Below are 12615 nucleotides of genomic sequence, written 5' to 3'. Positions count from 1 at the left end.
GTCGGCGCACACAAGTGCCCGGGACGGGATGGCCGCACGTTACAACGTCGGACACCACCACGTAACCCCGCCGACTCGGGATGGCCCGCCCCACCACGCGAGGTGCGGCAGCAATGTCGGCCCGGGCCATCGCCGGACCGCCCGCTCACCGCTCACCGCCCGCCGCAGTCGCCGTCGTGCTCGGCCGCCTGTGGGCAGCGCCGGCCGCCGTCCAGCACCCGGTCACACCAGACCCAGTGGCGGAGGGACTGCTCGTCCTCCCGCGACACGGTCGTCCCGGCCCGCTCGACGTCGGCCAGGAAGCCGAGCGCGCGGCAGATGGCCCTGGCGAAGCCACGGGCGCCGTCGAGGTCGGCCGCGAGCACCGGCAGGTGTACGACGAACCGCTCCCGGCTCACCGGTACGCCCCCGGGGCGAACCGGGACTGCCAGGCGCGGAGCGCCCGCTTGATCCGGCTGTTCTCCTCGGCGCACCGGGCCGCGTCGTGCCGGGCCAGCGCCAGGTCTCCGGCGACCCGGTGCAGGAACGCGTGCACCTCCGCCGGGTCGAGTCCGCCACGCCGCACGGTGCGGAACCGCCGCTCGCGGATCTGCCCGACGCTCAGCGGTCGGCATGACTCGGAGCGGTACCAGCCCTCGTTCGGCGCCCGGCCCCCACGAGGTCGCCGGGCCGGTTGGAACAGGTGGAGCACGTTGCGCACGAATCCTCCTCGCCAGCCGTGGAGGCGACCCGTCCGCAGACAGGGGACGCGGGCGGGTCGCCGGCCCCGCGACCGCAGCCTCGTTCGGCGGTACGGCCCCGGAGCCCAATCCGGGTCCGACCCCGCGGTTTGCCGAACCAACCGGAGCCGGACACCGTCAACCTACACCAGTAACTGGTGTTGCGCGAGCCTCCACTGTCGACGTCTTCGCAACCTGTTGCAGTTACTTGTGCAGGTAGGGCAGGATCGGAATCGCCGAACCAACCGGAGTCCTCACCATGCCCACAGCCGAAGCGCCCTTCCGCCTGATCGCCAACGACATCGCCGCGAGAATCAGGAGCGGTGAGTTGAAGCCCGGCGACAAGCTCCCCTCGACCCGCGAACTGGCCGAGACCTACGGCGTCCACATCAACACGGCCTATCGCGCGATGTCCCTGCTGCACGACCGTGAGCTGATCACCGGCCAGCCCGGCCGTGGCACCTACGTCGCCGAACCACCGGGACAGTAGCCCTCAGGCCGACTAGCAACTTGATGACGTGACCGACTCGCGCCCAGCCGATCCACCCACGTCATCAAGTTTGTAGTCGTCGAGAGGGGCACCGCCCTCCCGCCACCGCCTTTCGAGCTGATAACAGATCCGACTCATCACCCCGCCCGAGGCGGGGCGTGCCTCGGTGTAAGGAAGGGCCCCTTATTAACGCCTGCGGTAGAGGAAGGGCCCCCTCTTAACGCTGGGTGCCTGGCGGCCGGCGGGGGGGGTGAGTCGAATCTGCTATCAGCTCTAAAGGCGCTGGCAAGCGCAGCCGCCTCCCCCGGGCAGCGGGCAGCGGCGCGAGGCGGGCGATTGCGGCAGGCGGGCGGGCGAACGCAGCTGGCGGGAGGGCGGACGCGGCAGGCGGGCGAGCGAACGCGGCAGGCGGGGGCGGCAGGCGGGCGAGCGAACGCGGCAGGCGGACGAGCGAACGCGACAGGCGGACGAGCGAACGCGACAGGCGGACGAGCGAACGCGACAGGCGGGGGCATGTCGGGGCGCCCGCGCGAACGCGGGCACCCCGACGGGTGAGCGGGCGTCAGCGGCCGGCGCGGGCGGCGACCGCCGTGTCGGGCTGGTCGGCGAACGCGCCGTCGAGGCCCAGGTCGAAGAAGAGTTCGTACTCGGACGTGATGTCGCCGCGCGCGTTCGGGTCGGCGCCGATCCGGAGGTCCACCGGCAGGAACTGGTTCTCGGCCCGGAAGGTCCACGCGTGCACCACCAGCTTGAGCCGGTGCGCGTCCCGGATCACCGAGGTCGGCGCGAGCAGCCGGCCGGTGGCGTCCCGGGGCACGATCAGGTTCTTGTTCAGGCCGACGCCGTCGGCGTACCGGGACACCCAGGCCAGGCCGGCGGCGGTGGCCAGGTCGGCGTAGGTCCGGCGGTCGCCGGCGGCGGTGAAGTCGTAGGGGGCGCCGGCCGCGTCCATCAGCTGGACCAGCCGCACGTCGGTCATCGTGTCGAGCTTGCGCAGGTTGGCGGTCTCGAAGCTCTGGATGAAGACCGGGTCGTCGCGGTGGGTCAGCCGGTTCTTCCGGAGCACCGCGACCAGCGGCTCCTCCAACGAGCGCCCGATCGAGGCGAAGTAGGTGGGGTGCTTCGTCTCCGGGTAGACGCCGATGGTCCGGCCCCGCGCCTTGGACTCGGCCCGGGCCAGGTCGATGACCTCCTGGAAGGTGGGGATCTCGAACCTGCCGTCGAACGCGGTGTTGGCCACCCGCACCAACGGCAGCCGTTCCTTCGTCCGCAGCGTCTTCAGCTCGGCCAGCGTGAGGTCCTCGGTGAACCAGCCGGTGACCGCTACCCCGTCGATGGTCTTCGTCGCCTTGCGGGCGGCGAACTCGGGGTGGGCCGCCACGTCCGTCGTACCGGAGATCTCGTTCTCGTGCCGGGCGACCAGCACGCCGTCCTTCGTCGAGACCAGGTCCGGCTCGATGAAGTCGGCGCCCTGGCGGATGGCGAGCCGGTAGGCCTCCAGGGTGTGCTCCGGGCGGTAGCCGCTGGCACCCCGGTGACCGATCACGATCGGCCGCTGGGTCGCGCGGGGGCGCTCGGCGTGGTGGTCCGGGCCGGCCTGGGCGGCCACGGCCGGCACCACCACGGCCGCCGCCGCGAGCAGCGCGCCGGCCACGCCGAGGGCGGAAAGGGTACGTCGCAACGCCGTCTCCTGTCGTCGATGGGTACGCACAGCAGACCGGTCCCGGTTGACCGCCAGTTGGTCGGTTCCTGACCTGCCGGTGAATCTCCGGACGGAAGATGACGTGGTGCGCCGCCTGCTCCGCAAGCCCGTCCGGCTGGTGCCGCTCGGGTTCCTGGTGGTGATCCTGATCGGCACGGGGCTGCTCATGCTGCCCTGGGCCACGAGCGAGCAGCGCTACACCTCGTTCGAGACCGCGCTGTTCACCTCCACCTCGGCGGTGTCGGTGACCGGCATGGCGGTCACCGACACGCCGAACTACTGGAACGGCTTCGGGCTGGCGATGATCACCGTGCTCACGCAGCTCGGCGGCCTCGGCATCCTGACCGGCGCGTCGTTGGTGATCCTCGCGGTCTCCCGCCAGCTCGGCCTGCGCAACCGGCTGCTCGTCCAGGCCGAGACCGCCGAGTTCGGCCTCGGTGACCTACGCCGGCTGCTGCTGCGGATCGCGGCCACGGTCTTCGTCACCGAGGCGCTGATGGCCGCCGTGGTCGGCGCGCGGCTGTGGCTGGTCTACGACTACGCGCTCGGGCGGGCCATCTGGTCCGGCGTGTTCCACTCGATCCAGGCGTTCAACAACGGCGGCTTCACGCTCTACTCCGACGGCCTCGTCGCCTTCGCCCGCGACCCCTGGGTGACGTTGCCGCTCTGCGTCGGCGCGATCATCGGCGGGCTCGGCTTCCCGGCGCTCTTCGAGGCCACCCGGGAGTGGCGGCGTCCGGCGCGCTGGGCGGTCGCCACCAAGCTGACCGTCTGGGGCAGCCTGGTGCTCATCGCCGTCGGCTTCGGCTACCTGCTGCTCGCCGAGTGGGGCAACCCGTACACGATCGGCACCTACGACGTGCCGGGCAAGGTGCTGTCGACCTTCGGCCAGATCGCGCTGAGCCGCACCGGCGGCTTCGACCTGATCAACGTGGCTCGGCTCACCGAGGAGAGCTACCCGATGTTCGTCGGCCTGATGTTCATCGGCGGCGGCAGCGCCAGCACCGCCGGCGGCATCAAGGTCTCCACGTTCTTCCTGCTCGGCTTCGCCATCTGGGCGGAGCTGCGCGGCGAACCGGACACCACGGTGGGGCACCGCCGGGTGGCCTCGGCCAGCCAGCGGCAGGCGCTGACGGTCGCCCTGCTCAGCGTCGCGCTGGTCACCGCCGGCACGGTCGGCCTGATCGCGCTGACCGCGCACGTACGCTTCTACGCCGCGCTGTTCGAGGTCACCTCGGCGTTCAGCACCACCGGGCTCACCGTCGGCCTGACCCAGCAGTTGCCGCCGTCCGGGCAGTACGTGCTGATCGCGCTCATGTACATCGGCCGGGTCGGCCCGCTCACCCTCGGGTCCGCGATCGCGTTGAACACCCGGCGACGCCTGTACCGCTACCCGGAGGAGCAACCCATTGTCGGCTAGACGTTCCGAGGACACCGGCGTCGCCGTGATCGGCCTCGGCCGGTTCGGCTGTCACCTGGCCGGCTCACTGGCCCGGCTCGACCACGAGGTGCTGGCCGTCGACCGCGACCCGGAGCGGGTCCAGCGCTGGTCCGGCGAGCTGGACCGGGTGGTGCAGGCCGACGCCACCGAGGAGGCGGTGCTGCGCCAGCTCGGCATGGCCGACTTCCCCCGGGTGGTGGTCGCCATCGGCGCGTCGGTCGAGGCGAGCGTGCTCACCGTGCTGGCCCTGACCGAGCTGGGCGTCCCGCAGATCTGGGCCCGGGCCACCTCGGAGAAGCACGCGAAGATCCTGCACTCGGTCGGCGCGCACCACGTGGTGTTCCCGGAGGCGGAGACCGGCGAGCGGGTGGCGCACCTGATCGTCAGCCGGATGCTCGACTTCATCGAGTTCGGCGACGACTTCGCCATCGCCAAGATCCGGGTGCCTCCGCCGCTGGTCGGGCGCTCGCTGCGCGACCTGGCCCCGCAGGACCGGTACGGCGTGATGGTGGTCGGCGCCAAGCAGCCCGGCCAGCCGTTCCGCTACGCCGAGCCGGAGACCGTGCTGGAGCGGGAGAGCGTGCTCATCGTGGAGGGCAGCATCGCCCAGGTGCAGCGCTTCGCCGCGCTGGCCTGACCGTCACCCCTTCGGGCCCTTCGAACCCTTGCCCTTGGCCTTGTCCTTGTCCTTGCCGTGCTCACCCCCCTTCGGCCGGTCTACTTCCCTTTTCCCTTCGGGCCACCCTTGCCCTTCGGCTTCGCCGGCTCGGCCTTCGGCTTCGGCGCGGGCTTCGCCTTCGCCGTCCCGCCCTTGGCGGTCGTCTTGGCGGTGGTCTTGGTGGCCGGCTTGGCCGGCGGCTTGGTGGTCGGCGCGACGGTGATCGGCACCGAGCCGGCGATGCCCGACACCTGCACCCCGCACGTGCGTCCGCCGATCGTGAACTCCACCGGCAGCGTGTTGCTCCCGCTGTAGCGCCCGGCCAGCGTGACCTTGGTCGACGCGCCCGGCGCCAGCACCGGAGTCGTCGCCGGGGCGGTGACCGACACGGTCCGCCCCACCTGGCGTACCGGAGGTTGGGCCGTGGTGATCGCCTGCTTGCCGGGGAAGCTGAAGCTCATGGTCCAGTCACGCAGCTCGCGGGTGCCGGTGTTGGTCACCGTCAGCTCGGCCGAGAAGTCCTTGCCGGTGTCGCGGCGGAGCGAGTAGTCGACCGCGCACGGGGTCGGCTCGGGCAGCCCCATCCGCGCCTCGGTCGGCTCCACGCCGCCGCTGGCCGGGCTTCGCGACGTCACCCCCCACATGGTGGCGGTGACCGCGATCAGGCCGGCGGCGGCCACCCCGGCCTCCACCCGGCGCCGCCGCACCGCGGCCCGCCGGGTCCGGGTGCGGACCACCGAGAACGGCAGCGCGTCGGTCTCCGCCGACCAGGGCAGGATCGTGGTGCCGGCGTTCTCCATCAGCGCCGGGTCGACCCGGCCGAACGCCGGCGACACCGGTACGACCGCCGCGATGCCGGCCGCCTCGGCGAGGGTCCGGGCCACCTCGGTGGTCGGCGGACGGTCCTCGGGGCGCTTGGCCAGGCAGCGCTGGACCAGCTCGGCGACCTGGGCGGGCAGCCCCGGCACCGGCGGCATCGGGTCCGGATCCCGGTACATGTGGGCGCGGAGCATCTCGGTGGTGGTGCTGGCCTGCCACGGCAGCCGGCCGGTGAGCATCCGGTAGAGCAGCAGCCCCACCGCGTACACGTCGGTGGCCGGCGAGACGTGCCCGTTGTCCAGCCGCTCCGGGGCCAGGTAGGCGGGCGTGCCGAGCAGCGCGCCGTCCGGCCCCTTGTCGCTCTCCCCCACCAGCGCCGAGATGCCGAAGTCGACGACCTTCACGCCGGTCGGGGTGAGCATGACGTTGCCCGGGGTCACGTCCCGGTGCACCACGCCCCGGGCGTGCGCGGTGGCCAGCGCCGAGGCCACCTCCGCGCCGATCGTCATGGCCTCCCGCCAGGGAAGCTGCCCGTCCCGGCCGAGCCGGCCGCTGAGCGGGCCGCCGTCGACCAGCTCCATCACCACGTACGGAACCGTCAACCCGACCTGGATCGACTCGCCGTAGTCGTACACGTTGGTGATGTTGGGGTGGCAGAGCCGCGCGGCGGCCTGCGCCTCGACGCGGATCCGGTGCCGGAACGCCTTGTCACTGGCCAGCCGGGAGGCGAGCACCTTGACCGCCACCTGCCGGCCGAGCACCTCGTCGTAGCCGCGCCAGACCACCGACATGCCGCCGGCGCCCAACTGCTCGACCAGCCGGTATCGCTCGCCGAGCAGTTGCACGCCGTTCCTGACCGGTCCACCCATGGTCGGTCCTGTTGCCCGAAGTCGACCCTCGTACACCTCAGCGGTCGGAATCGGTCAGGAAAGTCACCCGTTCAGGCGGTCGCCAGGAGTTGGTCCACCGGCGCGTAGTCGTCGGTGAGGACCTGCGCGTCCCCGACCCACTCGGCGGTGCGGGCCTCGTCGAGCAGCTCGGCCGGCTCCGGCAGCAGCTTGAGCCCGGCCGGGATCCCGGCCAGCGGCAGCGGCACGTCCGAGGCGATGATCAGGAAGTTCGCGCCCTGCCGACCGGCGACCGCACCGGGCGGGGCGATCAGCGCGACGTGCTCGAACACCGCCGAGACGGTGGCCAGCTCGGCCCGGATGAACCGGTCCGGCGGATAGTCGATGACGTTCTGCACGTAGACGCCGTCCGGGCGCAGCACCCGCCGGACGTCGGCGGCCATCTCGCGGGTGGCCAGGTGCCAGGGCACCACCAGGTGGCCGAATGCGTCCCCGACGATGAGGTCGCGGCTGTCGGTCGGCTCGCCCCCGAGCAGCACCCGCGCGTCACCCACCCGGGCGCGCAGCTGCGGACCGGTACGCAGGCCCAGCTCCCGCTTGTCCAGGTCGACCAGGCCGCCGTCCAGCTCGAAGACCAGGTTGTCGGTGCCCGGCCGGGTCGCGGCCAGATAGTGCGGCACGGTGAAGCCGCCGCCGCCCAGGTGCAGCGCGTCCACCGGCTGCCGCGCCGGTCGGGCCAGGTCCGCGACCAGGCCGATCCACTGCGTGTACGCGTACTTCAGGTGGGTCGGCTCGCCCAGGTCGACGTAGGAGTGCTCGGCCGAGTTGAGGTAGAGCGTGCGCCCCGCCGGCCACTGCGGGTCCACCTCGACCCGCGCGCAGTGGTAGGCGGTCTCCACGTCGCACGGGTTCGGCGCGGCGGCGGTGAGCCCGGCGGCGGAGAGTCCGAGCAGCGCGAGCGCGGCCTTGGCCCGGCCCGGGGCCGACGGGCCGCCGCCGGAGCGTCGCCGCAGCCAGAAGCCGAGCGCCAGCCCGGTCGCCCCGAGCACCGCGGCCAGCGCCAGCACGATCACCGAACTGGGCAGCGCGGCGACCAGGATGAAGCCGGTGCCCAGCGTGGCCGTGATGCCGCCCAGCGTGCCGATGCTGGAGAGCTTGCCGACGACCTGGCCGGTCCGGCGCAGGTCGGCGAGCTGGAGCTTCACCACCAGCGGGGTGATCCCGGCCAGCAGCGCCGCGGGCAGCAGCACGGTCACCGCGGTCAGCAGGAGCACCGCGCTCGCCGCGCCGCCGCGCAGCACCTCACCGGCGTAGCGGACGATCGGCAGGGTGACCGCGGTGGCGATGCCGGCCAGCACCAGCGCCGGGGCGATCAGGGTGCGCGGGTCCCGCCGGTCGGCGAGCCACCCGCCCATCCACGCCCCGTACGCGATGGCGGCCAGCGCCATGCCGATGACCGAGCTTGTCACCTGGAGCGTCACCCCGACGTACGGGCCGACCAGGCGCAGCGAGACGGTCTCCAGCACCAGCACCGCACCGCTGGAGAGGAAGACCAGGAACGCGGCGAGCCCGTTCGGCAGGGCCCGCGGCGGGGCCGTCGTGCCGGCGGTCGGCTCGGTGATGACGTCGGACGATGTGCTGCTCACCGTCGCGATGGTACGCAGCGTTCCTGGGCCACCGGGTCAGTACATCGAGATGTGAACATGGTTTGTGTGGTCGGCGGCCGGGCTGCCGCCGCCGCTGTACGCCCGCCAACCGGTGTTCGGCATCCAGATCTGGCGGTACCAGATCACGTACATGATGCCGAGCCGGTTCGCGTTGTTCTTGGCCCAGGCGGCGAGGCTGTCGCCGTACGCCTTGTCGCCGCCGGTGGCCGTGCGGTCCTCGAACCCGTCGGTGGCGGCGGCGAAGTCGCAGGCCCGGCCCTTGGGATGCTCGCCGCCCCCGCCGCTGCGGTGACACGACGCGTAGCGCTTGTAGCCGGCGGCCTTGGCCTGCTGGAGCATGTGCAGCGTGCGCGGCGTGATGCAGCCGGACGCGGGGGTCGGGTCGTCCACCGAGCACGACTCCGACGGCCACGAGCCGTCCGAGTTGCGCGGCGCCGGCTTGGCCGACGAGGACCCGCCGCTGAAGCCGGAGCCGGCCCCGGAGCTGACCTTGGCCAGCGCGACCTCGGCGTCCTTCTTCTTGCGGGCCAGCACGGCGAGCTGCTTCTGCTGCTCCCGCACCTCGGTGTCGATGGCCAGCTTCGACTCGGCCGCCTCGGCCTTGGCCCGGGCCAGGTCACCCAGGCGCTTGCTGTCCCGCTGGGCCATCGTGTCCAGCTCGGCCGCCCGCTTCAGGAAGTCGTCCGGCCCGGAGCTGGCCAGCAGCATCGACGCCTCGTTGAGCCGACCCAGCCGGTAGGACTGCACGGCCACCTCACCGGCCTGCGCGGTCAGCCCGACGAGGCGCGCCTCGATGTCCTTGAGCTGGGTGGCCAGCGCGGCCTGCCGGCGCTTGGAGTTGTCCAGCCGGTTCTTGGCGTCGATGTGGCCCTTCGCCGCGGCCTCCAGCGCCGCCCGCAGCTGCTTGCTGTCGCCCTCGTCGGGGGCGTTCGGACTCGGCGCGGCGGCGGCCGGGCCGGCCACGGCGAAACCGGCGCCGAGCAGCACGGCCGTCGCGGCGAGCAGCGCGAGCAACGACCGGCGGACACGCCGGCCGGTGAGGCTGGTCCTGGGCACTGTTGGTCCTTCCGTCGACCGCCGGCCCCCCGAGTCGACCGTGCGCGGCGGCGTCTCCGCCGGCGCCGGGCGGCGGCCTGCTGGCGGAGACCGCCGGTCACGATACCGGACCGTGCGCCCCACGCCAGGCCGGCGAGGGCGCGGAGCGCGTAACGTCGACGCAGCGTGTCGCGGTCGTCGCCCAGCGCCGATCAGCGGGCCAGCAGCGCCGCGTACACCTCGTCCCAGATCTCCTCGCTGGCGGCGACCAGCAGGCCCCGGCCCTCGTCGGCCGGGTGGTAGTCGGTGCCGTCGAAGCGGCGGGCCACCCCGCCGGCCTCCCGGACGAGCAGCGTGCCGGGGGTGTGGTCCCAGGGCAGGGTGCGCCAGAACAGCACGAACTGCTGGGCGCCGGTGAGGATGTCCAGGTATTCCCGGCCGGCGCAGTGCTGGCCGGGCAGCAGCTCGCCGAGCCGCCGACCGCCGGCCTCGACGTCGCGGCGGAAGTCCGCCGGCAGGAACTTCGTCATCGCGGTGCCGCGCAGCGCGCCCGCCTCCGGCGCCGACCCGGCGGCCCGCACCGGCGTGCCGTCCAGCGTCGTGCCCGCGCCGAGCCGGCCGGCCGCCATCGTGCCGTCCAGCGGGTCGTAGACCCAGGAGGCCACCGGTACGCCGTCGGTGAGCAGCGCCACCATCAGCGCGAACGGCTGCCGGCCGGCGGCGAAGTTGGACGTGCCGTCGACCGGGTCGACCAGCCAGACGTCGCCGGTGCCGTGCAGGTGCCGCAGCAGGTCGGGATCGTCGGCGACGGCCTCCTCGCCGACCACGACCGAGCCGGGGCGCAGCCGCCGCAGCCCCTCGGAGATCAGCTTCTCGGCCTCGCGGTCGGCGACGGTCACCACCTCGCCGGGCGCCTTCTCGGAGATGTCGGACGCGTCGAGCCGGCGGAACAGCGGCACCACGACGTCGGCCGCGGCCTCCCGCAGCAGCGCGGCGACGTCGTCCAGCAGCGGGTCAGCCACGCGGCGGCAACTTGACCACGCTGACGAAGAACTCGTCGATCTGGCGGACCACCGAGATGAAGCGCTCGAAGTCCACCGGCTTGGTCACGTAGGCGTTGGCGTGCAGTTGGTAGCTGCGCAGGATGTCCTCGTCGGCCTGCGAGGTGGTGAGCACCACGACCGGGATCCGGCGCAGTTCCTCGTCCTTCTTGATCTCTTCCAGCACCTCCCGGCCGTCCCGGCGGGGCAGGTTGAGGTCGAGCAGGATCAGGTCGGGGGTGACCGCGTCCGCGTACTGGCCCTCGCGACGCAGGTAGGCCAGCGCCTCCGCGCCGTCGGAGACGACGGTGAGGCGGTTGCGGAGCTTGTGCTCCTCGAACGCCTCCTGGGTCATCAGCACGTCGCCCGGGTCGTCCTCGACGAGCAGGACCTCGATCGGGCTCTTGCCGTCCGCAGGCGCGGTCATCCCACCGTCTCCTTCATGCCACCGTTTGTACCGTGTCCGTCCGCCCGTGCGGGCGACTCCTCGCGTACCGGGCCGTCCGGCTGAGTGGCGACCTCGGGGGCGGCGTCCTCGACGCCCTCCCCGGTCGACGCCCCGTCCCCGGTCGACCCCTCCACCGGCTCGGTCGCCTCCGCTTGCTCGGCGGCCGCGGCCTCGTCGGCCGCCCGGGCCGCCTCGATGTCGGCCTCCAGGGCGGGCAGCGTGAACCGGATCGTCGTGCCCTCCTCGGCGTCGGTGTCCACCCAGACCCGACCGCCGTGGTATTCCACGATCTTCTTGACGATGGCGAGCCCGATGCCGGTGCCCGGGTAGGCGTCCTTGGAGTGCAGCCGCTGGAAGATCACGAAGATCTTGTCGGCGAACTCCGGCTCGATTCCGATGCCGTTGTCCCGGCAGCTGATCTCCCACTCGCCGTCCACCAGCCGGGCCGACACGTGCACCTTCGGCGTCACGTCGGGGCGGCGGAACTTCACCGAGTTGCTGACCAGGTTGACCAGCAGGTTGGTCAGCAGCGGCTCCTCGCCGCGGATCGTCGGCATCTCGTCCCAGGTCAGCTCGGCGTCGGCGTACTGCCGGGCCGCCTCGGTCTGCCCGGCCACGTCGCCCATCACCTTGTTCAGGTCGACCTCGGTGAAGCCGGTGGTCAACCGGCCGATCCGGGAGAACGCGAGCAGGTCGTTGATGAGCCGTTGCATCCGCTGCGCGCCGTCCACCGCGAACGCGATGTACTGGTCCGCCCGCTCGTCGAGCTGCCCGGCGTAGCGCCGCTGGAGGAGCTGGCAGAAGCTGGCCACCTTGCGCAGCGGCTCCTGGAGGTCGTGCGAGGCCACGTACGCGAACTGCTCCAGGTCACGGTTGGAGCGGGTCAGTTCCTCGGCCTGCTTCTGGAGCTGGCTGTTGACCCACTCGATCCGCTCCCGCGCCTGGCGTACCTCGTCCAGCTCCTGGGCGATCTTCTGTCGCATCAGGTCGATGTCGTCGGCGAGCCGGCGGAACTCGGGCGGGCCGGACCCCTCGATGTGGTGCTGGTAGTCGCCCTCGGCCACCTCCCGCACCTGGCCGACCAGCCCGGCCAGCGGGCGGATCAGGATCCGGTCGAGCGAGAGCAGCATGACCGCCCCGGCCACCGCCACCACCAGGGCCGCGATGATCAGCAGCACCACCAGCACGTTGCTGGTGGCGTTGACCCGGTCGGCGGTCTCCTTCCGGACGGTGAGGACCTCGTCCTGGAGCGTCGTGACCGCGCCCCGGATGCCGTCGAACTGCTGCCGGGTCTGGTCGGTGATCAGCGCCTGCCCGGCGGCCGGGCCGCTGCGCTCGGTGGTCGCGATCACCGGCTCGGCGACCTGGCTGCGCCACTGCGCGGTCCGCTGCTCGACCACGCCCAGCTCCCGGCGCACGTCCGGGTAGTCGGCGGAGAGGTCACGGATGGAGGCGATCAGGGTCTGCTCGCGCTGCACGCCCTCCCGGTAGGGCACCAGGTCGTTGCGGTCGCCGTTCACCGCGTAGCCGCGCACCGCGGTCTCCTGGTCCAGCAGGACGCTCATCAGCTCCTGCGCCTGGACCCGCAGCGGGCCGGTCTTGAGCAGCACCGCGTCGATGTTCTGCCGGTTCTTCGCGGCGACCGCCGCCTCCGCGGCGGCCAGCCCGAGCAGCAGCACCAGCACCACGCCGAGGAGCGCGGCCACCCGCCGCCGCAGGGTCCACCCCTGCTGGTACGCCTTCACCGA

General features: G+C 72.6%; 12 protein-coding genes. 3 read left to right on the top strand and 9 right to left on the bottom strand.

What is annotated here, in order from left to right:
- Positions 1–152: 152 nt before the first annotated feature.
- Together CO540_RS22810 and CO540_RS22805 are read right to left on the bottom strand one after the other, a co-directional pair.
- Positions 153–398: a hypothetical protein gene (locus CO540_RS22810; RefSeq protein WP_099163589.1), complete on the bottom strand. Its 246-nt coding sequence runs from the start codon at positions 396–398 to the stop codon at positions 153–155.
- The gene (locus CO540_RS22805) at positions 395–700 is read right to left on the bottom strand and encodes a DivIVA domain-containing protein (protein WP_099163588.1); all 306 of its coding nucleotides are present in this window, start codon (positions 698–700) and stop codon (positions 395–397) included. The genes CO540_RS22810 and CO540_RS22805 overlap by 4 nt, the downstream gene beginning before the upstream one ends.
- 278 nt (positions 701–978) lie before the next feature.
- On the opposite strand from CO540_RS22805, the gene CO540_RS22800 reads away from it, so the two are divergent.
- Positions 979–1209: a GntR family transcriptional regulator gene (locus CO540_RS22800; RefSeq protein ID WP_099163587.1), complete on the top strand. Its 231-nt coding sequence runs from the start codon at positions 979–981 to the stop codon at positions 1207–1209.
- A 562-nt stretch (positions 1210–1771) separates the two neighbouring features.
- On the opposite strand, the gene CO540_RS22795 is transcribed toward CO540_RS22800, so the two are convergent.
- The gene (locus CO540_RS22795) at positions 1772–2890 is read right to left on the bottom strand and encodes a glycerophosphodiester phosphodiesterase (protein WP_099163586.1); all 1119 of its coding nucleotides are present in this window, start codon (positions 2888–2890) and stop codon (positions 1772–1774) included.
- 106 nt (positions 2891–2996) lie between these two features.
- Between CO540_RS22795 and CO540_RS22790 the strand changes: the two genes are divergently transcribed.
- Entirely contained in the window at positions 2997–4331 is a 1335-nt protein-coding gene (locus CO540_RS22790) for a TrkH family potassium uptake protein (RefSeq protein ID WP_099164901.1), read from the top strand.
- Positions 4321–4989 carry a TrkA family potassium uptake protein gene (locus CO540_RS22785; protein WP_099163585.1) on the top strand — a complete coding sequence of 223 codons (669 nt, stop codon included), beginning with the start codon at positions 4321–4323 and terminating at the stop codon, positions 4987–4989. Before CO540_RS22790 ends, CO540_RS22785 begins: the two co-directional genes overlap by 11 nt.
- Before the next feature lie 80 nt (positions 4990–5069).
- On the opposite strand, the gene CO540_RS22780 is transcribed toward CO540_RS22785, so the two are convergent.
- The 6 genes from CO540_RS22780 to CO540_RS22755 form a co-directional block, all read right to left on the bottom strand.
- Positions 5070–6698: a serine/threonine-protein kinase gene (locus CO540_RS22780; protein ID WP_099163584.1), complete on the bottom strand. Its 1629-nt coding sequence runs from the start codon at positions 6696–6698 to the stop codon at positions 5070–5072.
- A 71-nt stretch (positions 6699–6769) separates the two neighbouring features.
- On the bottom strand, positions 6770–8323 hold the full coding sequence (locus tag CO540_RS22775; RefSeq protein ID WP_099163583.1) for a fused MFS/spermidine synthase: 1554 nt from the start codon (positions 8321–8323) through the stop codon (positions 6770–6772).
- Between the two features lie 36 nt (positions 8324–8359).
- Entirely contained in the window at positions 8360–9400 is a 1041-nt protein-coding gene (locus tag CO540_RS22770; RefSeq protein ID WP_099163582.1) for a hypothetical protein, read from the bottom strand.
- 191 nt (positions 9401–9591) lie between these two features.
- Positions 9592–10401, bottom strand: a complete 810-nt coding sequence (locus tag CO540_RS22765) for an inositol monophosphatase family protein (RefSeq protein WP_099163581.1) — start codon at positions 10399–10401, stop codon at positions 9592–9594.
- Complete coding sequence (locus CO540_RS22760) at positions 10394–10846, bottom strand: response regulator (RefSeq protein ID WP_091569521.1); 453 nt, start codon at positions 10844–10846, stop codon at positions 10394–10396. The genes CO540_RS22765 and CO540_RS22760 overlap by 8 nt, the downstream gene beginning before the upstream one ends.
- A complete protein-coding gene (locus CO540_RS22755) occupies positions 10843–12612 on the bottom strand; it encodes an ATP-binding protein (protein WP_099163580.1) in 1770 nt (589 codons plus the stop codon). Before CO540_RS22755 ends, CO540_RS22760 begins: the two co-directional genes overlap by 4 nt.
- Positions 12613–12615 lie beyond the last annotated feature (3 nt).

It is taken from the genome of Micromonospora sp. WMMA2032, from assembly GCF_002688545.1.
GTDB lineage: Bacteria > Actinomycetota > Actinomycetes > Mycobacteriales > Micromonosporaceae > Micromonospora > Micromonospora sediminicola.
Note: the sequence above shows the minus strand (reverse complement) of the source record. Positions and strands in the feature narration are given on the sequence as shown.